22 protein-coding genes are annotated in these 23,634 nt (G+C 76.6%); 7 read left to right on the plus strand and 15 right to left on the minus strand.

What is annotated here, in order from left to right; genetic code table 11:
- Nucleotides 1–8: 8 nt before the first annotated feature.
- The 4 genes from GSF02_RS00655 to GSF02_RS00670 all read right to left on the minus strand — a co-directional run bounded on the left by GSF02_RS00655 (nucleotide 9) and on the right by GSF02_RS00670 (nucleotide 3,570).
- Nucleotides 9–371: an NADH-quinone oxidoreductase subunit A gene (locus GSF02_RS00655; protein ID WP_159791711.1), complete on the minus strand. Its 363-nt coding sequence runs from the start codon at nucleotides 369–371 to the stop codon at nucleotides 9–11.
- 76 nt (nucleotides 372–447) lie between these two features.
- A complete protein-coding gene (locus GSF02_RS00660; RefSeq protein WP_159791713.1) occupies nucleotides 448–1,755 on the minus strand; it encodes a geranylgeranyl reductase family protein in 1,308 nt (435 codons plus the stop codon).
- Nucleotides 1,756–2,023: 268 nt separating this feature from the next.
- Entirely contained in the window at nucleotides 2,024–2,590 is a 567-nt protein-coding gene (locus tag GSF02_RS00665; RefSeq protein WP_159791715.1) for a hypothetical protein, read from the minus strand.
- A 281-nt stretch (nucleotides 2,591–2,871) separates the two neighbouring features.
- Nucleotides 2,872–3,570, minus strand: a complete 699-nt coding sequence (locus GSF02_RS00670; RefSeq protein ID WP_159791717.1) for a demethylmenaquinone methyltransferase — start codon at nucleotides 3,568–3,570, stop codon at nucleotides 2,872–2,874.
- 163 nt (nucleotides 3,571–3,733) lie between these two features.
- Here GSF02_RS00670 and GSF02_RS00675 point away from each other — a divergent pair, with 163 nt between their 5' ends.
- Nucleotides 3,734–5,125, plus strand: a complete 1,392-nt coding sequence (locus GSF02_RS00675; protein ID WP_159791719.1) for an isochorismate synthase — start codon at nucleotides 3,734–3,736, stop codon at nucleotides 5,123–5,125.
- 91 nt (nucleotides 5,126–5,216) lie between these two features.
- Here the strand turns inward: GSF02_RS00675 and GSF02_RS00680 are convergent, their stop codons facing one another.
- Both GSF02_RS00680 and GSF02_RS00685 read right to left on the minus strand, forming a co-directional pair.
- Nucleotides 5,217–6,527, minus strand: a complete 1,311-nt coding sequence (locus tag GSF02_RS00680) for a DUF6114 domain-containing protein (protein WP_159791721.1) — start codon at nucleotides 6,525–6,527, stop codon at nucleotides 5,217–5,219.
- Nucleotides 6,518–7,108, minus strand: coding sequence for a DUF6230 family protein (locus tag GSF02_RS00685; RefSeq protein ID WP_159791723.1), 591 nt, complete (start codon nucleotides 7,106–7,108; stop codon nucleotides 6,518–6,520). The genes GSF02_RS00680 and GSF02_RS00685 overlap by 10 nt, the downstream gene beginning before the upstream one ends.
- A gap of 99 nt (nucleotides 7,109–7,207) precedes the next feature.
- On the opposite strand from GSF02_RS00685, the gene GSF02_RS00690 reads away from it, so the two are divergent.
- Nucleotides 7,208–7,867, plus strand: a complete 660-nt coding sequence (locus tag GSF02_RS00690; protein ID WP_159791725.1) for a TetR/AcrR family transcriptional regulator — start codon at nucleotides 7,208–7,210, stop codon at nucleotides 7,865–7,867.
- Between the two features lie 300 nt (nucleotides 7,868–8,167).
- On the opposite strand, the gene GSF02_RS00695 is transcribed toward GSF02_RS00690, so the two are convergent.
- The 3 genes from GSF02_RS00695 to GSF02_RS00705 all read right to left on the minus strand — a co-directional run bounded on the left by GSF02_RS00695 (nucleotide 8,168) and on the right by GSF02_RS00705 (nucleotide 13,169).
- Nucleotides 8,168–10,036: a trypsin-like peptidase domain-containing protein gene (locus GSF02_RS00695; protein WP_235915271.1), complete on the minus strand. Its 1,869-nt coding sequence runs from the start codon at nucleotides 10,034–10,036 to the stop codon at nucleotides 8,168–8,170.
- Nucleotides 10,037–10,164: 128 nt separating this feature from the next.
- Nucleotides 10,165–12,054, minus strand: coding sequence for a 2-succinyl-5-enolpyruvyl-6-hydroxy-3-cyclohexene-1-carboxylic-acid synthase (gene menD / locus GSF02_RS00700; RefSeq protein WP_159791727.1), 1,890 nt, complete (start codon nucleotides 12,052–12,054; stop codon nucleotides 10,165–10,167).
- Nucleotides 12,051–13,169 carry an o-succinylbenzoate synthase gene (locus tag GSF02_RS00705; RefSeq protein WP_235915272.1) on the minus strand — a complete coding sequence of 373 codons (1,119 nt, stop codon included), beginning with the start codon at nucleotides 13,167–13,169 and terminating at the stop codon, nucleotides 12,051–12,053. The genes menD and GSF02_RS00705 overlap by 4 nt, the downstream gene beginning before the upstream one ends.
- Nucleotides 13,170–13,328: 159 nt before the next feature.
- Between GSF02_RS00705 and GSF02_RS00710 the strand changes: the two genes are divergently transcribed.
- From GSF02_RS00710 to GSF02_RS00720, 3 genes are all read left to right on the plus strand, one after another.
- On the plus strand, nucleotides 13,329–14,321 hold the full coding sequence (locus GSF02_RS00710) for a 1,4-dihydroxy-2-naphthoyl-CoA synthase (RefSeq protein ID WP_159791729.1): 993 nt from the start codon (nucleotides 13,329–13,331) through the stop codon (nucleotides 14,319–14,321).
- A 50-nt stretch (nucleotides 14,322–14,371) separates the two neighbouring features.
- Nucleotides 14,372–15,610, plus strand: coding sequence for an AMP-binding protein (locus GSF02_RS00715; RefSeq protein ID WP_235915273.1), 1,239 nt, complete (start codon nucleotides 14,372–14,374; stop codon nucleotides 15,608–15,610).
- Between the two features lie 73 nt (nucleotides 15,611–15,683).
- Nucleotides 15,684–16,553: a 1,4-dihydroxy-2-naphthoate polyprenyltransferase gene (locus GSF02_RS00720; RefSeq protein ID WP_159791731.1), complete on the plus strand. Its 870-nt coding sequence runs from the start codon at nucleotides 15,684–15,686 to the stop codon at nucleotides 16,551–16,553.
- Between the two features lie 82 nt (nucleotides 16,554–16,635).
- Here GSF02_RS00720 and GSF02_RS00725 read toward each other — a convergent pair whose 3' ends face one another.
- Nucleotides 16,636–16,998, minus strand: coding sequence for a DUF4229 domain-containing protein (locus GSF02_RS00725; protein ID WP_159791733.1), 363 nt, complete (start codon nucleotides 16,996–16,998; stop codon nucleotides 16,636–16,638).
- 103 nt (nucleotides 16,999–17,101) lie between these two features.
- Here GSF02_RS00725 and GSF02_RS00730 point away from each other — a divergent pair, with 103 nt between their 5' ends.
- Nucleotides 17,102–17,503, plus strand: coding sequence for a PLD nuclease N-terminal domain-containing protein (locus tag GSF02_RS00730; RefSeq protein WP_159791735.1), 402 nt, complete (start codon nucleotides 17,102–17,104; stop codon nucleotides 17,501–17,503).
- An 81-nt stretch (nucleotides 17,504–17,584) separates the two neighbouring features.
- Here GSF02_RS00730 and ccsB read toward each other — a convergent pair whose 3' ends face one another.
- The 5 genes from ccsB to GSF02_RS00755 all read right to left on the minus strand — a co-directional run bounded on the left by ccsB (nucleotide 17,585) and on the right by GSF02_RS00755 (nucleotide 22,492).
- Nucleotides 17,585–18,580 carry a c-type cytochrome biogenesis protein CcsB gene (ccsB, locus tag GSF02_RS00735; protein WP_159791737.1) on the minus strand — a complete coding sequence of 332 codons (996 nt, stop codon included), beginning with the start codon at nucleotides 18,578–18,580 and terminating at the stop codon, nucleotides 17,585–17,587.
- On the minus strand, nucleotides 18,577–20,244 hold the full coding sequence (gene resB / locus GSF02_RS00740; protein WP_159792095.1) for a cytochrome c biogenesis protein ResB: 1,668 nt from the start codon (nucleotides 20,242–20,244) through the stop codon (nucleotides 18,577–18,579). Before resB ends, ccsB begins: the two co-directional genes overlap by 4 nt.
- A gap of 219 nt (nucleotides 20,245–20,463) precedes the next feature.
- Nucleotides 20,464–21,240, minus strand: a complete 777-nt coding sequence (locus tag GSF02_RS00745; protein ID WP_159791739.1) for a cytochrome c biogenesis CcdA family protein — start codon at nucleotides 21,238–21,240, stop codon at nucleotides 20,464–20,466.
- Nucleotides 21,240–21,845, minus strand: coding sequence for a TlpA family protein disulfide reductase (locus tag GSF02_RS00750; protein WP_159792097.1), 606 nt, complete (start codon nucleotides 21,843–21,845; stop codon nucleotides 21,240–21,242). The genes GSF02_RS00745 and GSF02_RS00750 overlap by 1 nt, the downstream gene beginning before the upstream one ends.
- Nucleotides 21,845–22,492: a histidine phosphatase family protein gene (locus GSF02_RS00755; RefSeq protein ID WP_159791741.1), complete on the minus strand. Its 648-nt coding sequence runs from the start codon at nucleotides 22,490–22,492 to the stop codon at nucleotides 21,845–21,847. Before GSF02_RS00755 ends, GSF02_RS00750 begins: the two co-directional genes overlap by 1 nt.
- Before the next feature lie 104 nt (nucleotides 22,493–22,596).
- On the opposite strand from GSF02_RS00755, the gene GSF02_RS00760 reads away from it, so the two are divergent.
- On the plus strand, nucleotides 22,597–23,595 hold the full coding sequence (locus GSF02_RS00760) for an ATP-grasp domain-containing protein (RefSeq protein WP_159791743.1): 999 nt from the start codon (nucleotides 22,597–22,599) through the stop codon (nucleotides 23,593–23,595).
- Nucleotides 23,596–23,634: the final 39 nt, after the last annotated feature.

Here is a 23,634-nt window from a genome sequence, read left to right on the forward strand (position 1 = left end):
GCGCGGGGCTACACCCAGTCGAAACCGCCGCGCCGCCACTCGTAGAGGAACGGCACGGTGATGAGGGCCAGGAAGACGAGCATCGCCACCAGGCCGAACCCCGCGAGCCAGCCGAAGCTGATCGCCCACGGGTAGAGGAACACCACCTCGATGTCGAAGACGATGAACGTCATCGCCACGAGGTAGTACTTGATGGGCAGCCGCCCGCCGCCCACGGCGTGCGGCGTCGGCTGGATGCCGCACTCGTACGCCTCGAGCTTGGCGCGGTTGTACCGCCGCGGCCCGATCACCGCGGAGGAGGCCACGCCGCCGAGCGCGAGCACGGCGGCCACGGCCATGAGGACCAGCACCGGGACGAAGGGGTCGGTCATCGTCCCTCCCGCAACCGCTTCATCTGTCGATCACTCCCTCGTGCTCGAACCCCGCGGCCTGGCTCGGTCGTGCCGGCTACGCTGCCGGCACCACCCGGGTCAGTGCCTGGATCACCCTGTCGGACCAGTCCCCGCCGCGCGGCTCGTAGTTGTCGCTCAGCAGCTTCACGGCCAGCCGCATCACCACCGGCGTCGGCAGCCCGTAGCGGATCCCGAGCCGGATCACCGCCGGGTGCTCGATGATCCGGACGAACGCCCGGCCGAGCGTGTAGTACCCGCCCAGCTCCGCGCGCATGCGCTCGGCGTAGGTGCCGAGCGTGCGCTCGCGGCCGGCGTCGGTGGTGCGCGCGCGGGCCTGAGCGATCGCCTCGGCGGCGACGCGCCCCGCCTGCAGCGCGTAGGCGATGCCCTCCCCGTTGAACGGGCTGACCATGCCGGCGGCGTCCCCCACGAGCAGCGCGCCGTCGCGGTACAGCGGGGAGCGGTTGAAGCCCATCGGCAGGGCGGCGCCCCGCACGGGACCGAGCTGGTTCTCGGGCGTGAAGCCCCACTCCTCGGGGGCGCTGGCGACCCACCGGGCGAGCATCGAGCGGTAGTCGTGCCCCGCGGCGGACTGCCGCGCCGGGGTCGAGCTCACCGAGCCGAGGCCCACGTTGGCCGTGCCGTCGCCGAGCGCGAAGATCCACCCGTAGCCGGGCATGAGGTTCGACCGGCCCGGCTCGCCGTCCCACAGCTCGAGGTGCGACTCCATCCACGCGTCGTCGTGCCGCGCCGTGGTGCCCGACGGCGTCGCGGTGCGGAAGTAGGTCCGCACCGCCGTGCCGATCGGGCGGTCGTCGCGCCGCGCGATGCCCAGGGCCGTCGCGAACCGCGAGGAGACGCCGTCGGCCGCGACGACGACGGGCGCCCGGTAGGTGACCTCGCGCCGGTCGGCGTCCTGCGCCCGCACGCCCACCACGCGGCCGGTCCGCTCGTCGAGCAGCGGGCCGGTCACCCGCGTGCGCTCGAGCAGCTTGGCGCCGCTGGCCTGCGCGTGCTGGGCGAGGAGGTGGTCGAGCGTCATGCGGGAGCGCGCCAGCCCGTAGCCGGGGTAGGCGGCGACGTCCGGCCAGGGCAGCTCCCAGGCGCGCCCGCCGGCCACCACCCGCAGCCCGCGGTTGCGGATCCAGCCGTCCTCGGGGTCCGTGTGCACGCCCATGCGGGCCAGCTCGGACACGGCGCGCGGCGTCAGGCCGTCGCCGCACACCTTGTCGCGGGGGAACGCGGCCTTCTCGAGCAGCAGCACGTCGAGGCCCGCGGACGCGCACCAGTGCGCGGCGGAGGAGCCGGCCGGGCCGGCGCCCACCACGATCACGTCCGCGTCGTCGCGGCGGTCTGCTCGCACGTGCTCACCTCGCTCTCACCCTCCCGGCCGCGGCACCGTCGCCACACCCGGATCGAGTGGTCCTTGTGAACCCGATCACAACACCGCTGTCACCTTAGCCACAACGGCGCCCGGATGTGTAGCAAGGCGTGCCTTCCTCGCCGGGACCGGCGCCCACGGTGGGCGCCCGGGCACCGATCCTCGCCGATCCCGGCGGGGCGCCGGGCCCTCCCGCGGCGTGTCGCCGCTGTGCGGTTGCCGACACCCGGGCGCCCGGCGGGGACGCGCCTCAGGCCCGCAGCCGCGCCAGGGCGGCGAGCTCGCGCCGGCGGCGGCGCACCTGTCCCGCCGCCCGGGCCGTCAGCAGGGAGGCGACGGCGCCGACCGCCCCGAGCGCGACGAGCACCCACCACGCCTCGCCCAGGTCGGTGAGCACGCCGACGCCGATCGCCACGAGCGCCCACAGCACCAGGTGCAGAGCCACGGCGCCCACCCGCCACCAGCGGCTGGGGGGCGCGAGCACCGCCCGGCGCACGGCGTCGACGTCGTACAGCTCGCCGTCGCCGGCCCGCGCCGGCCCGGCAGGCGCCGCGGCACCCCGCTCGACCCGGTAGACCGGCTCGCCGTCGTCGGCCACGCGCACGGCCACCGCCGTCTTGGTGCGCCGCTCCTGGCGCACGACGACGACGGCGCGGCTGGGCGTGCACCGCCCGAGCCGCGTGCGCGCCCCGTAGGCCTCCAGGTGCGCAGCCAGGCGCACCGCCGCCTCCTTGTGCTCGCGCCGGCGGGCCACCTGCAGGTCCCGGTCGTGCCGGCGCCCGGCCTCGTCCCGTACCGACGTGCCGCTCGTCCCCATGCGTCCTCCCTCGCTCTCGCGGCCACCCCTCTCGGGCGGCGGTGCCGGGCCGGAGGGTAGGGACGCGGGCTGGGTCGAGGCTCGCGAGAACCTGTGAGGACGCTGTGGAACGGCAGCCGCTCCGGGGAACGGGCGCAGCGAGACGGGCGCGGCAGATCAGCCCCTGTCAGTACCAGCGCAGGCCCGGGCGTGCGCTCGTACTGACACGTCGCGGCCCCTCGGGGCCTGTCAGTACGAGCGCACGCCGGAGCATGCGGCCGTACTGACACGGCGGAGGTCCGTCAGGCCGCGGGACGGTGGGCCCGGTGCAGGGCGACGATGCCGCCGGACAGGTTTCGGTACGCCACGCGCTCCCAGCCGGCCTCGAGCATCAGCCGGCCGAGCCCCTCCTGGTCGGGCCAGGAGCGGATGGACTCGGCGAGGTAGTCGTACGAGCCCTTGTCGCGGGTCACGGCGCCCGCCACCACCGGCAGGGCCCGCATGAGGTACTCCATGTAGACCGTGCGGAACGGGGCCCAGGTGGGCGTGGAGAACTCGCAGACCACCAGGCGCCCGCCGGGGCGCACCACGCGCAGCATCTCGTGCAGGGCGGCGTCGGTGTCGACGACGTTGCGCAGGCCGAAGCTGATCGTCACCGCGTCGAAGACGCCGTCGGCGAAGGGCAGCGCCGTGGCGTCGCCCGCCACGAACGGCAGGTCGGGGCGGCGCTGCTTGCCCACCGAGAGCATGCCGAGCGAGATGTCCGACGGCACGACGAGGGCGCCGTCGTCGGCGAACGGCTCCGACGACGTGCCGGTGCCGGCGGCCAGGTCGAGCACCTTGTCGCCGGGGCGCGCGCCGACGGCCTCGCGCACCAGGCGGCGCCAGCGGCGGTCCTGGCCGAGCGAGACCAGGTCGTTGACCAGGTCGTAGCGGCGGGCGATCCCGTCGAACATCGAGGCGACCTCGGCGGGCTTCTTCTCCAGGCTGGCGCGCGGCATGGTGCTCATGGTCCCACGACGGGGCCGGCCGGGACCGACGCCGTCAGGAGGCACCCGGGAGGGAGCGCTCAGGAAGGAACGCTCGGAGGGGCACCCGGGAGTAACGCACGAGACACCCGATCGGCCGCGGTCCGCCGCGCGGCCCGGCGTACGCTGGTCGGCGATGTCCGCCACCCCCTCGTCCGAGCGTCCCACCGGCCACGACGCCTCCCCGCTCACCGGCCGCCCCGCCCCGGGCGGGCGCCCCGACGGCGCCGCGGAGCCGCAGCTGGTCGTGCGGACCACCGCGATCGACGCCCTGCCCGACGACCTCACGGCGCTCGTGGACCTGCTGCCCGACGACCGGCCGCTGGCGTGGGTGCGCCGCGGCGACGGGATCGTCGGCTGGGGCGAGGCGCTGCGGATCGAGACCGCCGGCGCCGCGCGCTTCGCCGACGCCGAGGCGGCGTGGCAGGGCGTGCTCGAGCGCGCCGTCGTGCGCGACGCGGTGCGCCTGCCCGGCACCGGTCCCGTGGCGTTCGGCTCCTTCGCGTTCGACGACGCGTCCGCCTCCGGTGGCGTGCTCGTCGTGCCGCGCGTGGTGGTCGGCCGGCGGAACGGCACCTGCTGGGTGACCACGGTCTCCGCCGCCCCGGACATCTCCGTCGCGGCCGCCGGGACCGCCGCGCTGCTCGCCGACGGCGCCCGCACGCCCGTGGCGGAGCCCGGCGTCGTGACGGTCGACGACGGCGCCGTGCCCGGCGGCGAGTGGAAGCAGGTCGTGGCCGCGGCAGTGGGCCGCATCCAGGCCGGCGACCTGGAGAAGGTGGTGCTCGCGCGCGACGTCGTCGCCACCACCGAGCACCCCGTGGACCCGCGGTGGCTGCTGCGCCGCCTCGCGGCGGGCTACGAGTCGACGTGGACGTTCTCCGTGGCCGGCATGGTGGGCGCCACCCCGGAGCTGCTGGTGCGCAGCGAGAAGGGCCTGGTGGCCTCGCGGGTGCTGGCCGGCACGATCCGGCGCGAGCCGGGGATGTCCGACGACGACGCGCTGCTGCACGCCGCGCAGCTGGCCCGCTCCCCCAAGGACCACGAGGAGCACGAGCACGCCGTCGTCTCGGTGGCCCGCGCGCTCGAGCCCTTCTGCACGTCGATGAACGTGCCGGAGCAGCCGTTCGTGCTGCACCTGCCGAACGTGATGCACCTGGCCAGCGACGTCACCGGCGTGCTCGACCGTACCGACGGTCGTGCCCCGTCCTCGCTGGCGCTGGCCGCGGCGCTGCACCCGTCGGCCGCCGTGTGCGGCACGCCCACGGTCGCCGCGCGCGACCTGATCCGCGAGATCGAGGGCATGGACCGGGACCGCTACGCCGGCCCCGTCGGCTGGACGGGCGCCGACGGCGACGGCGAGTGGGGCATCGCCCTGCGGTCCGCCGAGCTCGACCCCGCCGACCCGCGCCGGGTGCGGCTGTTCGCGGGGTGCGGGATCGTCGCCGCCTCCGACCCGGCCGCCGAGCTCGCCGAGTCCGAGGCCAAGCTCGTGCCCATGCGGTTCGCGCTGAACGCCGAGGGCTGAGGCTCGCGCGGGCGCGCCGGATCCCGTCGGGGTTCGTCGCGTCACGCTCCTGGTACCGCGACGAACCCCGACGGGATGCGCGTGCCGGACGTCACTCGCTCCAGACCGCCTCGTGGAAGCCGGACCAGGTCTGCCGCTCCGACGTCGCGCCGAGCATCCCGATCGTCACGTCGACCATGGACAGCAGCACCGACGTGACGGTCGGCGGGTGCTCGGGGTCGGCCTGGAACCCGGACCCGTCGGGCAGGCCCGCCGTGATCGAGGACAGGTAGATCGTGGCGTCCCCCTCGAGGACCACGGTGTCCGCCTCGGTCACCGTCCCGCCGGAGTCGTGGCCGTCGGCGTAGGTCTTCAGCCAGAACCCCCGGATCTCCACCCGGTCGGCCACGAGCTTGAGCACCGTGCGCCGGTCGCCCGAACCGCCGCCGACGGGCACCGACACCAGCGACACCGAGCGCAGGCCCTCCATCGCCAGGTCGTCGGCCTGCAGGTCGGCCGGCACGGCGTAGACGGTGGTGCTCTCCGCGCCGCCGTCGGTCACCGGCGGCCCGGGCTCGCCGGGCGGCGGCTGGGTCTCCGCGGGGGCGGGGAGGCCGCCCGGCACCGGGACGGTGATCCCGTGCGGGTCCCGGTCGGCGCCGCCACCGGCGTCCGGCCCGGGATCCGGCGCGGCGTCCGCGTCCGGTGCGGCGCCCGCGTCCGGCCCGGGCCCGCCGTCCACGGCGCCCGGGTCGGCGGGCGAGGGCGACGGCGTGGCCCCGGCCGACGGTGACGGGGTGGCCCCGGCCGACGGTGACGGGCTGGGTGCCGGCTCGGCGGCGTCGTCGTCGCAGGTCCCGAAGAGCCAGCACAGGGGGCCGGCCTGCGGCACCGCGGCCGGCGCCGCGGGGACGCCCGTCGCGGCGAGCGCGGCGGCGACCACCACGGCGGCCGAGCGACGCGCGACGCCCGGCCCGTCCACGCCCGGCGCGCCGTCGTCGTCCGCCGTGGTGCGCGGCGCCATCCACGACACGACGACGATGCCGCCCACCACGCCGAGGACCATGCCGAGCCCGTACCCGCCGAGGTTCACGCCCATCAGCGAGTAGACGGCCACGACGAGCGTGAGGACGCCGTAGAGCACGTGGTGCACGGGCGCCGCCACGGCCATCACGCCGAGCACCACGAGCGCCACGGGCAGGAGCGTGGACTGCATGCCCTCGATGCCGAGCTGGACGTGCAGGTTCTCCAGGTCCAGCCGGCCGGAGAAGAACAGCTCGACCCCGGCCAGGACCGTGAGCACCGCTCCGACGAACGGCCGGTCTCGGCGCCAGGCGGCGAAGCGCTCCCGGCGGGTGGCGCCGAGCGCCGCCGCGGCGCCGTCGCCGGGGGCCGCGCGGCGGTCGGCGCGCCTCAGAAGCATTCCTCGCCGTCCGTGAGCCGCAGGTGCAGGCCGTTGAGGTTGAACACTGCGGCGGACGTGCTGAGCGACACCTGCTTCAGGTCCTGGATCGCGATCGTGTCGGAGTCCATGGCGAAGTCGCCGGCGGTGCCCTTGGCCTGCGTGCCGACGGTGGAGGCGTCGACGCCGATGCGGATGTCGGCGAACGTGGCGGTGCCCTGCAGGTCGCTCATGCCGATCTGCAGGTCGGTGGCGGTGACCGGGTGCTCGGGGTCGGTCCCGGCGCTGATCATCAGCCCCAGGTCGGCGCCGGGCACCTTCACCGACTGGCACAGGTCGTGCAGCGTCGCCTGGCTGATGTTGGCGATCGCGACCGGGTGCTCCGCCCCCTCGGCGTCCTTGGCGACGCCCGCGTACTGGGAGAACCCCTCGCCGTCGAGGGACGTCGCGGCGATCTTGAACTCCTGCCCTGCGACGGCGAACGACACGGGCACGGCCCCCTGGGCGACGCCGCCCGTGAGGACCCCGACCGCGGTCAGCGTCGGGACCGCGGCCAAGGCCACGCGCCCGCGGCGCGTCGTGGTGAGCGCGCTGAGCTTCATTTCCCCTCCGGAAGGTCCGAGGCGACCTCGATGTCGCCTCGGGCATCGACCGTAGCACCTACTGAGGGAGCGTCAATTGCGGGCGCCTATGCTCGGGCCATGTCTCCCGCGCCGCCGCCCGCGCCGCCCGCCGGGCCGTCGGCCGCGCCGCCGGGCTCGCCGTCGGGTCCCGACGGCCGCCGTCGGCGCACCCGCCTGAGCCCGCAGGAGCGCCGCCAGCAGCTCCTGGCGCTCGGCGTGGCGTGGCTCGCGGACCGGACGCTCGAGTCCATCTCCGTGGAGGACCTCGCCGCGGCCGCCGGGGTCTCCCCCGGCCTGGTGTTCTACTACTTCGGCTCCCGGCAGGGGCTGCACCAGGAGATCGTGCGGACCGCGCGGGACGCGATGCTGCACGCCACCGAGCCGGACCCCGCCCTGCCGCCGCTGGCGCGGCTGCACGACACGCTCGAGCGGTTCGTGGAGTTCGTGCGCGACCACGACGCCACGTTCTCCTCGCTGGTGCGGGGCGCGGCGTCGGGCGACCCGCAGGTGCGCGCCGTGGTGCAGCACGCCCGCCAGGTGCTCGCCGGGCACGTCGCCGACATGCTGCGCGAGCTGGACGTCGAGGTGACCCCGCTGGTCGACGTCGCCGTGCGCGCGTGGATCTCGCTCGCGGAGCAGGCGCTGGTCGACGCCGCCTCCGACCCGGCGGTCGACGGCGCGGCGCTGGTGCGCTTCCTCGAGCGCAGCGCGACCGCCACGATCGACGCCGCCCGGTAGGCGCCGCGCCCCCATCGGTTGCCGGTGGCGAGCGCCGTGCTCACCGTCCGTCTCGCTCAGGCTGCCGGGGAGCGCCTCCCGGGACCGTCCCCCGACAGTCTCGACGCACCACCTGTCGAGCACCTGGAGGGCCGATGGAAGCGGCAGTCAACGCGGTCGACGAGCGACAGCAGCCCGTCCGCAGTCTCATCCCCGCCCGGCTGGACCCCCTGGCGCACTGAGTGGCCCGTGCGCTCGCAGACAGGTGCGGCGGCCGGCCCCCGCGGGGGCCGGCCGCCGCACCCGTGCGTCAGGCCGGGGTCAGCTGTTGCCGCCGAAGAGCCACTCCCACAGCGAGTCGCCCGAGCCGCTCGACCCGTCCGAGCCGGAGCCGCCGCTCGACCCGCCGTCGCCCGAGCCCGGCTGCCCGGGCAGCTGCTGGCCGCCCTGGTCGCCGCCCTGACCGCCGCCGCCCTGGTCCGAGCTGCTGCTGGACTCCTCGCGCACGGCGAAGGTGACCTTGATCTTCTCGGACGCGCCCCCGCGGACCACGGTCAGCGTGGACTCCTGGCCGGCGGTGCGCTCTCGGACGAACGCCGTGAGCGACTCGGCGCCGTTGACGGGCTCGTCGTCGATCGCCACGATCACGTCGCCGGAGCGCACGCCCGCCGCCGCGGCGGGCGAGCCGGAGGTGACGTCCTGGACCTGCGCGCCGCGGCGCGTGACGCCGTCGGCGGTGGCGGTGCCGTCGGTCATCGTGACGCCGAGGAACGCGTGCTGCGCCGAGCCGTTGTCGATGAGCTGGCCGCCGATGTTCTTCGCGAGGTTCACCGGGATCGCGAAGCCCAGGCCGATCGAGCCGGACTGCCCACCGGTGCCGCTCGACAGCGTCGCGATCGACGAGGTGATGCCGATGACCTGACCCTGGGCGTTGAACAGCGGGCCGCCGGAGTTGCCGGGGTTGACCGCCGCGTCCACCTGGATCGCGTTGGTCACCACGGCGTCGGACCCGTCCTCGCCGGTCGCGGAGACCGGGCGGTCGAGCGCGGACACGATGCCCGTCGTGGCCGTGTTGGCCAGGCCGAGCGGGTTGCCCACGGCGAGCACGGGGTCGCCCACCTGCACGTCGTCGGAGTTGCCGAGGGCGACGGGCTGCAGGTCGTCGGGCGCGTCCTTGATCTGCACAACCGCGAGGTCGGTGCTCGGGTCGGTGCCCACGACCGTCGCCTCGAAGAGCCGGCCGTCGCTGAGCGTGACCTGCACGGCGCCGTTCGACGCGCCGGAGACGACGTGGTTGTTGGTCAGCACGTGCCCCTGGTCGTCGAGGATGAGGCCCGAGCCCTCGGAGCCGCCCTGCTGGCTGGTGACCTGGATCGCCACGACCGACGGCGCGACCGCCGCCGTCACCGCCTGCCAGTCCGGGTTCTCGGCGGTCGAGTCCTTGACCGGGGCGGCGTCGGCGCGGTCCGACTGGCCGATCGAGGCGATCGACGTCGAGGCGCCGTCGTCGTCGAGCCCCGTGACCAGCGCCGCCGTGCCACCGCTGGCCAGCAGCGCCGCGATCACCGCGGCGCTGGCCACGGGCACCCACGCGCGCGGCCTGCGCTCGCGGGTGGCGGTCTGCCCGGCCCCGGGGCGGGCGTCCGGGTGCAGGTACGGGTTCGACGGGTCGTGCGGCGCGGGCTGCTGCTGCGAGCCCCAGCCCGGCTGGCCCACGGGCGGCTGGCCCTGCTGGTGGCCCTGCTGCTGGCTCGGCGCTTGCGAGCCGTGCTGGGCGGTCGCGTAGGGCTGCGGCGCCTGCGCGCCCGGCTGCTGCGCGCCGGGCTGCGGACCCTGCGGCGCGCCGGCCGCGTACGGCGGCGCGTACTGCCCGTAACGAGGCTGCGACGCGCCGGGCTGCACGCCGGGCTGCACGCCGGGCTGCACGGTGTCGGCCTGCGGCGCCGGCACCTGCTGCACGGGGCGCGGCAGCGGGGTCGTGTCGTGCACGGCCAGCCGCTCGGTCGGGTGCTCGGTGGAGGGCTGCTGGCCCACCGGGCGCTCGCCGGAGGCCGGCGCGGCACCGGACGGCGCCGGCTGCTCCGGGCGCATCGGGTCGCCCGCGCCCTGCGGGCGCGGCTCCGGCGCGGCGGGACGCTGCTCCTGCGGCGCGCCCTGCCCGTACCGGGCATCGTTGTTCTCGGTGCTCATGGTGGCCTCCTCGTTCTCCTGGCCACGAGATAACACCATCAGACTGGTGTGGCCCTTGAACGAACCTGAGAGTTCTCTGCACACGTCCGGCCGCGCGCCTGCTCGACGGCCGTGGGTGCCCGGGTGCGTCATCCGACGCTGCCGCCCCCGGCGCCCGCTCGCACGACCACCGCACGCACGGCGTCCGCCACGCGCGCGGTGACCTCGCGCGATTCGGCGAGCCGGTCGGCCCGCGGCACGCGCACCTCGAGCACCTCGACGCCGGGCCCGGGGGCGGCGAGCGCGGCGCGCAGGCCGGCGACGTCGTCCACGGCCCGGTGCCGCACGCCGTACCCGGCGCACAGGGCCGCGAGGTCCGCGCCGTGCGGCGTGCCGAAGACCCGCTCGAACACCGCGGCGCCGGCCGGCGAGGCGGCGGCGAGGGCGCCGTGCTCGAGCGTGGCGAAGATGGATCCCCCGTCGTCGTTGACGACGACGAGCTGCAGCTGGGCCGCCGGCTCGAGCGGCCCGGCCAGCAGGCCGCCGACGTCGTGCAGGAACGTGAGGTCGCCCAGCAGCGCGCGCGTCCGGCCGGCGTCCCCCCGCCGCGCCCGCGCCAGGGCCACGCCGGCGGCGGTGGAGACGGTGCCGTCGATGCCGGCCAGGCCGCGGTTGGCCAGCACGAGCGGCGCGTCGGCGACGGCGGCGCCGTCCGTCGCGGGAGCCTCGAGGTCGAGCACCAGCTCGAGGTCGCGCACCGGGTTGGACGAGCCGACGACGAGCGCGTCGCGCGGGCCGGTGGCGGCCAGGACCGCGCGCGCCACGGCCAGCCCCGCGTGCGGCGCGGCGGCGAGCGGGCCCGCGGCGCCGGACAGGTCGGCAACGGCCGCGGCCGCCGCCCGGCCGGCGGCCCGCCAGCGGTCGAGGAACGCGCCGCCGTCCGCGGGCCGCGCGGGGGCGAACCATCGCTCCGCCAGGGCGGGCACGACCTTCTCGGCGTGGCGGGCGGGGTCGGGCCACGGCCCGCCGCCCGGGGCCACCACGGTGACGGTGACCTCGGGGCGGGCGAGCAGCCGCAGCTGCGGGCGCGACAGGGTCGGGTGGCCGAGCACGACCACGTGCTCCACCTCGGCGACGAGCTCCTCGACGCCGAGCACCGCGCGGTAGGCGGCGACGGCGTTGGGCCCGCCGCACGCCCCGGACGACGGCTCGGCGAGCAGCGGCCAGCCGCGGGCCTCGGCGAGCCGGCGGGCGTCGGGCCCGGCGCCGTCGCCGGCGAGCACGAGGGTGCGACTCGGGTCGCCGTGGATCGCCGGGTCGGCGCCCGGGCCCGGCGCGGGCGGCAGCACGGCGGCGCGGCGGAAGCCGTCCGGCCAGACCGCCTCGCCCGGCAGCGGCGCGAGCGGCTCGGCGGGCTGCAGCGGCTCGCGGAAGGCGAGGTTGAGGTGCACGGGGCCGGGGTTCCGGTCGCGCAGCCCGAGCGCGGCGGCCAGGGCCCGGTTCGCGGTGGACAGCAGGTCGCGCACCGCGCCGGGCCGGTCGTCGGGCGCGGGCACGTCGACGGCGTACCGCACGGCCGAGCCGAAGATGCCGACCTGGTCGGTGGTCTGGGACGCGCCGGTGCCGCGCAGCTCGTGCGGGCGGTCGGCGGTGATCAGCACCAGCGGCACGCCGGTGTGGTGCGCCTCGAGCACGGCGGGGTGCAGGTTCGCGACGGCGGTGCCCGACGTCGTGACCACGGCGACCGGCTGCGGCACGGCGACGCTCACGTGCTCGACGCCGTCAGCACGGCGCCCGGCGCCGCGGTGCAGCGGCTCGCTGCCGCGCGACAGCCCGAGGGCGAGGAACCCGGCCGCCCGCTCGTCGACGCGCACGTGCAGCCGCAGGGTCGGCCGCTCGGTGGCGGCCTCGGCCAGGGCGTAGGCCAGCGGCGCCGAGCGCGAGCCGGGCGCGAGCACGAAGTCGCGGACGCCCTGCAGCACCAGGTCGGCCACGAGCGCCCGCGCGGCGGCCACGGACGGCGGCACGGCGGCGGTCATCGCCCCTCCCCCTGCGCCGAGACCCGGGTTTCCGGGGTGTCGGCGCCGCCCGAGTGCCCATGGATCCGGGTCTCGGCGGGCGGCGGCTCGGCGGGCGGCGTCTCCGCGAGCACGGCCGCGAGCCGCCGGTGGCGGTCCAGCCAGGCGGCGCGCACGGCGTCCGACGGCGCCGCGGCCGCGAGCGCCACGGGGTCCGGCTCCGGGCGGCGCACCGGGAGCGCGCCGTCGACCGGCAGCAGCGGCTCGGCGACGACGTCGCGCACGAACAGCTGAGAGGTGGCCAGCCCGCAGGCGTAGGGCAGCTCGGGCAGGGCGGCGGCCAGGGCGACGCCGGCGGCGAGCCCGACGGACGACTCGAGCGCCGAGGACACGACGACGGGCAGCCCGACCTGCTCGGCCAGCTCGAGGCAGGCGCGCACCCCGCCGAGCGGCTGCACCTTGAGCACCACGACGTCGGCCGCCTCCTGCCGCACCACCCGCAGCGGGTCCTCGGCGCGGCGGATCGACTCGTCGGCGGCGACCGGCACGTCGAGGCGGCGGCGCAGCGCGGCGAGCTCCTCGACGGTGGCGCACGGCTGCTCGGCGTACTCCAGGCCGCCGGCCGCGGCGTCGAGGCGGCGCAGGTGCCGCGCGGCGGCGTCGACGTCCCACCCGCCGTTGGCGTCCACGCGGATGCGCCCGACGCCCGGCCCGTACAGCTCGTCGAAGGCCGCGCGCACCGCGGCGACGCGCTCGGCCTCGGCCTCGAGGGGCTCCAGCACGCCGGCGGCGTCGCGCTGGGCGACCTTGACCTTGGCGGTGCGGCACCCGGCGGAGGCCAGCACGATCGCGCGCGCCCGCTCCGGGTCCACGGCGGGCACGGTGACGTTGACGGGCACGCTGTCGCGCACCGGCGCCGGCCAGCCGAGGTCGGCGGCCTCGCGGGCCGCGCGCAGCCAGGTGGCGGACTCGGCGTCGTCGTAGTCCCAGAACGGGCTCAGCTCGCCCCACCCGGCGTCGCCGCGCAGCAGCAGGCCGTCGCGCACGTCCAGGCCCCGGAAGCGGGTGCGCAGCGGGGTGGACCACACCACCGGGCCGCTGGGCAGGGACGACGCGGGGGTGGCGGTGGCGGGCACGCTCTCCAGGGTAGTGCGGGGCGGCGCCGCCCCGGTCGGCGACGGCGGTGACGTGCGCGACGGCGGCGCCCCGGGGCACCCGCCGCCGTCGTCCCGCCGTCGTCCCGGTGCCGTCCGGTGCCGTCAAGTGACCTCCCGCGCCGCCGTAGGCTGGCCGCCGTGACCACCGCTCCCGCCCCCGACGCGCCCCTGCCCCGCCAGGTCTCCGAGACCTTCGACCCCACGCGCTGGCGGGAGGTCGCGGGGTTCGGCGACCTCACCGACCTCACCTACCACCGGGGCGTCGAGCGCGGCGCCGTCGGCGCCGTGGTGCGGGACCTGCCGGTGGTGCGCGTGGCGTTCGACCGGCCGCAGGTGCGCAACGCGTTCCGCCCGCACACCGTCGACGAGCTGTACCGGGTGCTCGACCACGCCCGCATGACGTCCGACGTCGGCACGGTGCTGCTCACCGGCAACGGCCCCAGCCCCAAGGACGGCGGCTGGGCGTTCTGCTCCGGCGGCGACCAGCGCATCCGCGGCCGCTCCGGCTACCAGTACACGACGGCGGCCGACGGCGGCGGGGAGGTCGAGACGGCCGACGCCGTCGACCCGGCCCGCGCCGGGCGCCTGCACATCCTCGAGGTGCAGCGGCTGATCCGGACCATGCCCAAGGTCGTGGTCGCGGTCGTCGACGGCTGGGCCGCCGGCGGCGGGCACTCGCTGCACGTGGTGGCGGACCTGTCGATCGCGTGCCGCGAGCACGGCCGGTTCAAGCAGACCGACGCGAACGTCGGGTCGTTCGACGGCGGTTACGGCTCGGCCTACCTCGCTCGCCAGGTCGGCCAGAAGCGGGCGCGGGAGATCTTCTTCCTGGCTCGGGAGTACTCCGCCGAGGACGCCGAGCGCTGGGGCGCCGTCAACGAGGTGGCCGACCACGCCGACGTCGAGGCCCTCGCCCTCGAGTACGCCCGCACGATCGCGACCAAGTCGCCGCAGGCCGTGCGCATGCTGAAGTTCGCGTTCAACCTCGCCGACGACGGCCTCATGGGCCAGCAGGTGTTCGCCGGGGAGGCCACCCGCCTGGCGTACATGACCGACGAGGCCGTGGAGGGCCGCGACGCGTTCCTGGAGAAGCGCGACCCCGACTGGTCGCGGTTCCCGTACCACTTCTGAGGCGCGCCCGCCGCGTCCGGGCACCGCACCGCGCGGCCTACCCTGACGGGGTGAGTCCCGCCGTCCTGCCCGCCCCGATCGCCTCGCTCACCACCGCCGTCCGGGCGGCCCTCGACGGCGGGCCGGCGGTGCACGGCCTGCCCCGCCTGAGCGACGCCGCGCTGCCGGACGGCACGGCGCTCGTGGTGCGCACGTCGGGCTCGACCGGCACGCCGCGCGAGGTGGCGCTGACCGCCGCCGCGCTGCGCGCGTCCGCCACCGCCACGCACGAGCGCCTCGGCGGCCCCGGCCGGTGGGTGCTCACGCTGCCGCCCACGCACGTGGCCGGCCTGCAGGTGGTGGTGCGCTCGGTGCTGGCCGCCGACGCCGGCGTGCCGGCGGCCCTGACCGCCGCCGAGCCCGGCCAGCACTTCACGCCGGAGGGCTTCGCGGACCTGCTCGAGCCCGCCCTCGCCGACGGGGTGCCCGTCCACGCCTCCCTGGTGCCCACGCAGCTGCACCGGCTCGTGGCCGCCGCCGACGCCGGCTCCGCCCGCGGCCTCGAGGCGCTGGCCCGCTGCGCCGACGTGCTGCTCGGCGGCGCGGCCACGCCGGCGCCGCTGCTGGCCCGGGCGCGGGCCGCGGGCGTCCGGGTCGTGCGCACGTACGGCATGTCCGAGACCGCCGGCGGCTGCGTGTACGACGGCGTGCCGCTGCGCGGCGTGCAGGTGCGGCTCGCCGCGGGCGACGTCGTCGAGCTCGCGGGGCCCACGCTCGCCGCGGGCTACGTGGGCGACGCCGCGGCCACCGCCGCGGCGTTCCGCACCGACCCGGCCGGGCCCGACCTCGCCGGGCCGGACGCCGGCACCCGCTGGTTCCGCACCTCCGACCTGGGCGCCCTCGGCCCGGACGGCACGCTGAGCGTGCTGGGCCGCGCCGACGACGTCGTCGTCACCGGCGGCGTGAACGTGGCGCCGGCGGCCGTGGAGGGCGTGCTCGCCGAGGTGCTGCCCGGCGCCCTGGGGGCCGCGGCGGCCGAGCCGTGCGTCGTCGGGGTGCCCGACCCCGAGTGGGGCAGCGCCGTCGTGGCCGTGGTCGCCGTCGGGCCCGCCGGTGCGCCCGCGGCGGGCCCGCTGCGGGCGGTGGACGCCGACGCCCTGGCGCGGGTGCGCGCCGCCGTCGCGGATAGGCTGGGAGGACCGTCCGCGCCCCGGCGCGTCTACCTCACCGACGCCCTGCCGCTGCGCGGCCCCGGCAAGGTCGACCGCAGCGGGGTCGCGGCCGCCGTCCGCGAGCACGAGTCCCGCTGACCGCGGCGCCCGCCGCCGTCGTCCACCTCCCCCGCGCCCGGGAACGGGCGCGCCCGCACGACCGAGGAGCACCATGGCCACGACCACCGAGTGGATCGCCGGGGCACGCCCCCGCACCCTGCCCGCCGCGACGGCGCCGGTGCTCATCGGATCGGGTGCCGCCGCGCAGGTGGGCGCCTTCTCGGCCGGCCGGGCGCTGCTCGCCCTGGGCGTCGCGCTCGCGCTGCAGGTGGGCGTCAACTACGCGAACGACTACTCCGACGGCGTGCGCGGCACCGACGTCGACCGTGTCGGCCCGCTGCGCCTCACGGCGTCGGGCGTGGCCCGCCCGGGGCACGTGAAGGCGGCGGCGTTCTCCGCGTTCGGCGTCGCGGCGGTGCTCGGCCTCGTGCTCGTGGCCCTCACCGGGCAGTGGTGGCTGCTCGCCGTGGGCGCGTTCTGCGTGGTGGCGGCCTGGTACTACACCGGCGGGCGGCGGCCCTACGGCTACGCCGGGCTCGGCGAGGTGGGCGTGTTCCTGTGCTTCGGCCTCATCGCCACGCTCGGCACCACGTACACGCAGGCCGACCGGGTGACCGGCCCGGCCGTGCTCGGCGCCGTCGGCGTGGGGCTCATCGCCTGCGCGCTGCTGATGGTCAACAACCTGCGCGACATCCCCACCGACGCGCTGAGCGGCAAGAAGACGCTCGCCGTGCGCCTGGGCGACTACCGCGCGCGCCGCGCGTACGTGGCGTGGCTGTGGCTGCCGCTGCTGCTCGGCGCGCTCTGCGCGCTGTGGACGCCCTGGGCGCTGATCGTCATGCTGCTCGCCGGGCCGGCGGCCGGGTTGTCGCTGCCGGTGCTCGCCGGGGCGCGCGGGCGGCTGCTCGTGCCGGTGCTCGGCGGCACCGGGCTGTTCGAGCTCGGCTACGGGATCCTGCTGGGGCTCGGCCTGGCCCTGTGAGCCCGGGCCTGTGAGCCAGGCCCTGTGATCCGCGGCCTGTGAGCCCGGGCCGGCGCGGGACGCGCCGGCCGGGGCGGCCGGCTCAGCGGCCCGCGTCGCCCTCGCGGCCCGCGGGTCGCTCCTTCGCCGCGGGAGCGGCGTCCGGGGCAGCGTCCGTGGCGGCGCCTGCGTCCCCGTCGGCGTCGACCACCGAGTCCTCGTAGGCGGCGTCCGCCTCGGACTCGCGCGAGAAGCGCTGCGCCCGCTGCCCGCGGCGCTCGGCGCGCCCCGCCAGCCACGCCGCGGCGGCGTCGCGCGGACCGCGCAGGAAGAGGTACGAGACGGCGAACGCGATGACGGCGGCGAGGACCACGGCCAGCAGCGGGTTCGCGCCCGCCCACAGCAGCAGCACGAAGGCCGCGGCGAACACGAGCACGCGGTAGAGCGTGTACAGGAGCAGAGGCACCCGACCAGCCTAGGCCGCCCGGCCGGGCGCACGGCACGGTCCCGCCGCCGCCCGGCTGTGACGCGCGCCCCGCGGCCGCGCGTTGCGCGCCTAGGCTGGTGCCATGCTCCGCCTGCTGCTGTTCCTCGTCATCCTCGGGATCGTCGTGTACGCCCTGGCCGACCTGTTCTCCGCCGACGAGGACGAGACGGGAGGCATGCCCAGGTGGGGCTGGGCGGTGCTGATCGTGCTGCTGCCCGGCGCCGGTGCGGCGGGCTGGCTGCTGTTCCGCCGCCTGCAGCGCACCAGCCAGCCGGCGCCGGGCCGGCCGCCGCGCCCGGGCCGGCGGCCCCGCCCGGTGGCCCCCGACGACGACCCGGAGTTCCTCTGGCGGCTCGAGCAGGAGCGCCGCCGGCGCGAGCGCGAGGCCGGCGGGGGCACCGGCCGCCCGGGCGGCGACGCCGACGGCGGCGGCTCGTCGGACGGCGGCTCGTCGGACGGCGCGGGCGACAGCGCCACCTCCTGAGCCCCCGACCCCGTTGCGGGTACGGAACACGCCGTGGACCCGGCCGGGTCCACGGCGTGTTCCGCACCCACGACGGGGAGGTCAGTTGCCCGGGTTGAGGCCCGAGTAGGAGTGCTTGCCGGTGAACAGCAGGTTCACGCCGGTGAAGTTGAACAGCACGCAGGCGTAGCCGACCACGACGAACCAGGCGGCGCGGCGCCCGGACCAGCCGCGCGTGGTGCGCGCGTGCAGGTAGGCCGCGTAGACGACCCAGATGACGAACGACCAGACTTCCTTGGGGTCCCAGCCCCAGTAGCGGCCCCAGGCGTGCTCCGCCCAGATCGCGCCGCCGATGATGGTGAACGTCCACAGCACGAACCCGACGGCGTTGAACCGGAAGCTCAGCGCCTCGAGCGACGTCGCGCCCGGCACCCGGTCGAGCCAGTGCCAGCCGGCCAGGAGCGGCGCGCCGGCGTCGCGGTGGTCGCGCAGCAGCTGCAGCACCGAGGCCACGAACGCCACGGTGAAGATCCCCGTCGCGGTGATCGCGACGCCCACGTGGATCACCAGCCAGTAGGACTGCAGCGCCGGCTGCACGCCCGTGGCGGCGACGTAGAAGACGTTGAGCCCGAGCACCAGGAACAGCACCACGAGGCCGGTCACGAAGGCGCCGAGGAAGCGCAGGTCCTTGCGCAGGTTCACGGCGAGGAACGCCACGAGGGCGACGAACGAGCCCACCATCGTGAACTCGTACATGTTGGCCCACGGGGTGCGGCCCGCGGCGACGCCGCGCAGCACGATGGCCACGAGGAGCATCGCGGTGCCCAGCCAGGTGGTCGACATGGCGATGCCGGCGGCCTTGCCGCGCCCCGCCGGGACGGCGGGCGCAGCGGACGACGTCGGCGCGGGCGGCGCGGCACGGCCGGCGTCCGGGCCCGCGGGCCCGCCCACCGCGGCCAGCTCCCGGGCGCGCGTCCGCGCATCGGTGCGCACCTCGGTGCGGCGGGCGAGGTCGACCGCGAACGCGACGAGCGCGATGGCGAGCGCGGTCGCCGACGCCCAGACGAGGAGCGTGCTCAGCTCGGCGGCGTTGGTCATCGGGAAGCCTCCTGGCCCTTCGTGGAGTCGGCGGTGCCGGCGTCGGGCACCGGGTCGGGGACCGCCTCGGCGGTCGCGTCGGGGGTCGCATCGGGGATCGTGTCGGGGCTCAGGCCCGGGACCGCGGCGAGCGCGCGGTCGACCTCGCCCTGCAGGCCGGCGTCGTCGCCCCGGGCGAGGCCCGCGAGCTCGACGACGGTTCGGCCTTCATCCTCCCACGCGCGCAGCCACACGCGGCGCCGGGGGGTGAACAGGGACACCGCCAGGCCGGCGAGGGCGAGGAGCGCGAACGTGAGCACCCACGCCAGCGACGGGTCGTAGCGCAGGTCGAGCGCCACGTAGCGCGGCACCTCCTGCCCCACGGTGATCGTGCCGAGCCCGTCCGGCAGGTCGACGGTCTCGCCGGGGCGCACGAGGACCTTGACGCGCTCGCCGTCGTCGCCGACCGACGGCGTCAGCGACGCGGTGTCGAGGCGGTAGACGTTCTGCGGCACCCCCTCGTCCAGCCCCAGGTTGCCGCGGTACACCTCGAGCACCAGCAGCGGGTCCGTGGGCTGCGGGAACACCGAGCGCGCGTTCCCGTCGTCGTCGACGACGGCGGTGGGCAGGAAGTAGCCGACCAGGCCGATCTGCTCGAGGCCGGACGAGACGTCAGGCACCTTCACGACGCCGCGCGAGGTGTACATCGAGTCCTCGGGCAGGAACGGCACGCGGCCCTCGAAGGCGACCTGACCCTGCGCGTCGTGCACGGTGATCTCCGGCGCGAAGCCGTTGCCCTGCAGGTAGACCTTGGCGCCGTCGATCGTCAGGGGGTGGTTGACCTTGATGGTCTCCTTCGACGCCGCGCCGTCCGGCTCGGTGACCGTGACGTGGGCGGTGAAGTCCCGCGCCTGGGCGAACGCGACGGTGTCGGAGGCGAACTGCGAGGAGAAGTCGTCGAGCGTCAGGGAGAACGGCGACAGCTCCGAGGGGCGGAACCAGGCACCCTTGTCGAACGTGTCGTAGTCGACGACGGCGTTGGCGAACCCGCGGCCCTCGGTGACGATCGCCTGCCCGCGGTAGTGGAAGAGCTGGCCCAGCGCGACCACCACGATGAGGCCGAGCAGCGCCAGGTGGAACACGAGGTTGCCCGTCTCGCGCAGGTAGCCGCGCTCGGCCGCGACCGTGCGCGTCGCGGGACGGGCCGGCACCGCGCGCGGGCCCCGGCCGCGCGCGGCGCGAGGCTCCTCGCCCCCGACGTCGACGCGGAACGTGCGGCCCCGGCGCAGGTGCGCGGCGACGGCGGCGGCGACGTCGTCGGGCGACGCCGTCGTGGTGCCGGCGGCCGTGGCGGGGAAGCGTCCGAAGCGGGCGGGGGTGCGGGGCGGGCGCCCGCGCAGGTTGCGGGCGTGCGCGACGGTGCGCGGCACGATGCAGCCCACGAGCGAGACCATCAGCAGCAGGTAGATCGCGCTGAACCACGGCGAGGTGTAGACGTCGAAGAAGCCGAGGCGGTCGAGCCACTCCCCCGTGGTCGGGTGGTCGCCGAGGTACTCGATCACCTTGCCGGCGTCCTGGCTGCGCTGCGGGAGGATCGACCCGGGCACCGCGGCCACGGCGAGCAGCATGAGCAGCAGCAGCGCCACGCGCATCGAGGTCAGCTGGCGCCAGGTCCAGCGCAGCATCCCGCGCCAGCCGAGCGTCGGCAGCGACGGGCCCGGCTGCTCGCCGGTCCGCGCGCCGTCGCCCGCCGCGCCGTGGGTCGCGTCGCCGTGGGTCTCGTCGCCGTGGGTCTCGTCGCCGTGGGCGGGTCGCTCCGGCGCCGCGAACGCGTCGTCGATGCCCTCGGGCCGGTACGGGCGCCGCGCCTCGGTCTCGCGCTGCGTCCTGGGGGTCTCGCTCACTCACACCACCGTCGCAAATCCGCTGACCCAGCCCTGGAGCTCGCGGGTGAGCTCGCCCCAGACGCCCGTGACGAGCGCGAGGCCGATCAGCACCAGCAGGCCGCCACCGACCCGCAGGATCGCCAGCCGGTGCCGGCGCAGGAAGCCCAGCATCCGCTGGGAGGACTGCAGCCCGAGGGCCACGAGCAGGAACGGCACGCCCAGGCCGAGGCAGTAGGCGACGCCGAGCACCACGCCCCGGAGCGCCGACGCCTCGTCGAGGGCCAGGGCCTGCACCGCGGCCAGGGTCGGGCCGATGCACGGCGTCCAGCCGAGGCCGAACACGACCCCGAGCAGCGGGGCGCCCCACAGGCCGGCGCGCGGGCTGACGTGCAGGCGCCGCTCGCGCTGCAGGAACGGCATCGCGCCGAGGAAGGCCAGGCCCAGCAGGACCACCACCACCCCGAGCACCCGCTGCAGCACGTCCTCCCAGCGCACGAGGTACGTGCCCAGCGCCCCGGCGGCGGCCATCAGCACCACGAACACCGCGGTGAAGCCGAGCACGAACAGGGCGACGCCGCCCAGCACGCGGCCGCGGGCGGGCCGCGTGCGCGCGGCCGTCGTCGCCCGCCCGCCGCCCGCGCTCGCCGCGGCCATGCCGCTGACGTACCCGACGTAGCCGGGCACGAGCGGGAGCACGCAGGGCGAGGCGAACGAGACCAGGCCCGCCAGCAGCGCGACGGGCACCGCCAGCAGCATCGAGCCGCTGAACGCGGTGGTGGCGAAGGCGTCACCCATCAGGCGCCGGCCCCCTCGCCGCCGGAGCCGTCCTCCGCCAGCACCTCGTCGATGATCGCGTCGAGCGTCGAGGGGTCCGCCTGGCCGATGATGCGCGCCGCGGGCCGGTGCTCGCGGTCGAGCACCACCGTGGTGGGCACCGCCTGCAGCGGCACGATGCCGGACAGCCTGGCGACCACCTGGCCGCTGCGGTCGGCGATCGACGGGTAGGGCACCTCGTAGGTGCGCTCGAACGCCTGCGCGGCGCCCGCCTCGTCCTCGGTGTTGATGCCCAGCACCTGCACGCCGTCGTCCGCGCGGTCGTTCGCCAGCGCGACGAGGTCGGGCGCCTCGGCGCGGCACGGCGCGCACGAGGCGTACCAGGTGTTGACGACGACGACGTCGCCGTCCCACTGCGAGGAGTCGACGGTCTTGCCCTCGAAGTCGGTGCCAGTGACGGTGACCGGGTCCTTGCGGTCGCCCGGGTCCCACTGCTGCACGGAGCCGTCGCCGGAGACGAAGCCCTGGTCGACGACGTCGCCGGCGCCGGACGGCTGGGAGCAGGCGCTCAGGGCGAGGAGCAGGGTGGTGGCGGCGGCCGCGGCCGCGAGCGGTCGGCGACGCATCATGCCCCCGGGACCGGGTCGGCGCCGAGCAGCAGGGCGGCGGCGGGCTCGGAGTAGTGCAGGCCGGCGAACGCGCCGTCCTCGAAGCGCAGGCTCGTCAGCGAGGCCAGCGCGCACTGGCGCCGGCCCGGGTGGTGGGCCAGCGGCCGCCCCTCGTAGGACAGGCGGGTGACCCACACCGGCAGCTGGTGGCTCACCAGCACGACCTCGTGGCCCTCGTGCGCCCGGCGGGCGTCGTCGACGGCGGCGCGCATCCGCGCGACCTGCTCGGTGTACGGCTCGCCCCACGACGGGCGCAGGGGGTTCCACAGGTACTTCCAGTACCGCGGGGTGCGCAGCAGCTGGACCGGGTCCGAGCCGACGGTGGAGCCCTCGAACCGGTTGCCCGACTCGATCAGGCGCTCGTCGGTGCCGACGGCGAGGCCGAGCGCCGCGCCCACGGGCGCGGCGGTCTCCTGCGCACGCTGCAGCGGGGAAGCCACGACGGCGACGACGTCGCCGCCGGACGCGGCGAGGTGGTCGGCGACCGTGCGGGCCATCGCGTGCCCGCGCTCCGACAGGTGGTATCCCGCCAGCCGCCCGTACAGCACGCGGTCGGGGTTGTGGACCTCGCCATGGCGCAGCAGGTGGACCGTGGTGGTGACCATGTCGGCCAGTCTCCCACGCGGTCCTGGACGTTCTCCCAGGACCCTGACCGTTGAGACGACTATCACTCCCCGCGTCCGTCACCCCGCCCGCTAGCGTGGGCGGGGTGAGCGCCGCGCCGAAGATCTACGCCCTGCACGAGAACCCCGAGTGGTTCCCGCCGTTCGCCGCGGCCTTCGCCGCCGAGGGGGTGGAGTACGAGGAGTGGCTGCTCACCGACGGCACCCTCGACCTCGACGCGACGCCGCCGGAGGGCGTCTTCTGGTCGCGCATCTCGGCCTCCAGCCACACCCGCGAGCACGGGCTGAGCAAGGACTACGCCCGCGCCGTGCTCGCGTGGCTCGAGGCGCACGGCCGCCGCACGGTGAACGGCCGGCGGGTCCTCGAGCTCGAGGTCAGCAAGGTCGACCAGCTCACGGCGCTGCGCGCCGCCGGGATCGACACGCCCCGGACCGTGGCGGCCGTCGGCGGCCCCGAGCGCGTGCTCGAGGCCGCGCGCCGGTTCAGCGCCGACGCCCCCGGCCCGTTCGTCACCAAGCACAACCAGGGCGGCAAGGGGCTGGGCGTGCGCCGCTTCGACGCGCTCGACGACCTCGAGAAGCACCTGGCCTCGGAGGACTACGAGCCGCCGGTCGACGGCGTCACCCTGATCCAGGAGTACGTGGTCGCGGCCGACGGCGGGATCACGCGGGTGGAGATCGTCGGGCACGAGCTCGTCTACGCCGTGCGGGGCGACACCGAGCGCGGCGGATTCCAGCTCTGCCCGGCCGACGCGTGCGCCATCGACCCGGCGACGGGCCGGCCGGTCATGCCGCCCGGCGCCACGATCTCGATGGCGCCCGACGAGGCGGTGGGGCTGTTCTCGCTGCGCGAGGGCTACGCCGACGACCCCGTGGTGGCGCGGTACGCCGACTTCACGCGGCGGCACGGCATCGAGGTGGCCGGCATCGAGAACATCCGCACGGCCGACGGGCGCACGCTCACCTACGACGTGAACACCAACACCAACTACAACTCCGACGTCGAGGCGGCGGCGCCGCGCAGCGGCCCGCGCGAGATCGCGCGGTACCTGGCGCGCGTGCTGCGCGAGACGTACCCCGCGTAGAGGCCCCGGCGTAGAGACCCCGCGCGCGGAGGCCGCGGT

The sequence above is a fragment of the Puerhibacterium puerhi genome, from assembly GCF_009846865.1.
Lineage (GTDB): Bacteria > Actinomycetota > Actinomycetes > Actinomycetales > Cellulomonadaceae > Puerhibacterium > Puerhibacterium puerhi.

What these genes read in the sequence shown, in the direction of transcription:
- GSF02_RS00655 (WP_159791711.1), bottom strand. Translation starts at nt 371, where the DNA reads ATGACCGACCCCTTCGTCCCGGTGCTGGTCCTCATGGCCGTGGCCGCC.
- GSF02_RS00665 (WP_159791715.1), bottom strand. Translation starts at nt 2,590, where the DNA reads ATGGGGACGAGCGGCACGTCGGTACGGGACGAGGCCGGGCGCCGGCAC.
- GSF02_RS00670 (WP_159791717.1), bottom strand. Translation starts at nt 3,570, where the DNA reads ATGCCGCGCGCCAGCCTGGAGAAGAAGCCCGCCGAGGTCGCCTCGATG.
- GSF02_RS00675 (WP_159791719.1), top strand. Translation starts at nt 3,734, where the DNA reads ATGTCCGCCACCCCCTCGTCCGAGCGTCCCACCGGCCACGACGCCTCC.
- GSF02_RS00680 (WP_159791721.1), bottom strand. Translation starts at nt 6,527, where the DNA reads ATGCTTCTGAGGCGCGCCGACCGCCGCGCGGCCCCCGGCGACGGCGCC.
- GSF02_RS00685 (WP_159791723.1), bottom strand. Translation starts at nt 7,108, where the DNA reads ATGAAGCTCAGCGCGCTCACCACGACGCGCCGCGGGCGCGTGGCCTTG.
- GSF02_RS00690 (WP_159791725.1), top strand. Translation starts at nt 7,208, where the DNA reads ATGTCTCCCGCGCCGCCGCCCGCGCCGCCCGCCGGGCCGTCGGCCGCG.
- GSF02_RS00695 (WP_235915271.1), bottom strand. Translation starts at nt 10,036, where the DNA reads ATGAGCACCGAGAACAACGATGCCCGGTACGGGCAGGGCGCGCCGCAG.
- menD (WP_159791727.1), bottom strand. Translation starts at nt 12,054, where the DNA reads ATGACCGCCGCCGTGCCGCCGTCCGTGGCCGCCGCGCGGGCGCTCGTG.
- GSF02_RS00720 (WP_159791731.1), top strand. Translation starts at nt 15,684, where the DNA reads ATGGCCACGACCACCGAGTGGATCGCCGGGGCACGCCCCCGCACCCTG.
- GSF02_RS00730 (WP_159791735.1), top strand. Translation starts at nt 17,102, where the DNA reads ATGCTCCGCCTGCTGCTGTTCCTCGTCATCCTCGGGATCGTCGTGTAC.
- ccsB (WP_159791737.1), bottom strand. Translation starts at nt 18,580, where the DNA reads ATGACCAACGCCGCCGAGCTGAGCACGCTCCTCGTCTGGGCGTCGGCG.
- resB (WP_159792095.1), bottom strand. Translation starts at nt 20,244, where the DNA reads ATGCTGCGCTGGACCTGGCGCCAGCTGACCTCGATGCGCGTGGCGCTG.
- GSF02_RS00745 (WP_159791739.1), bottom strand. Translation starts at nt 21,240, where the DNA reads ATGGGTGACGCCTTCGCCACCACCGCGTTCAGCGGCTCGATGCTGCTG.
- GSF02_RS00750 (WP_159792097.1), bottom strand. Translation starts at nt 21,845, where the DNA reads ATGCGTCGCCGACCGCTCGCGGCCGCGGCCGCCGCCACCACCCTGCTC.
- GSF02_RS00755 (WP_159791741.1), bottom strand. Translation starts at nt 22,492, where the DNA reads ATGGTCACCACCACGGTCCACCTGCTGCGCCATGGCGAGGTCCACAAC.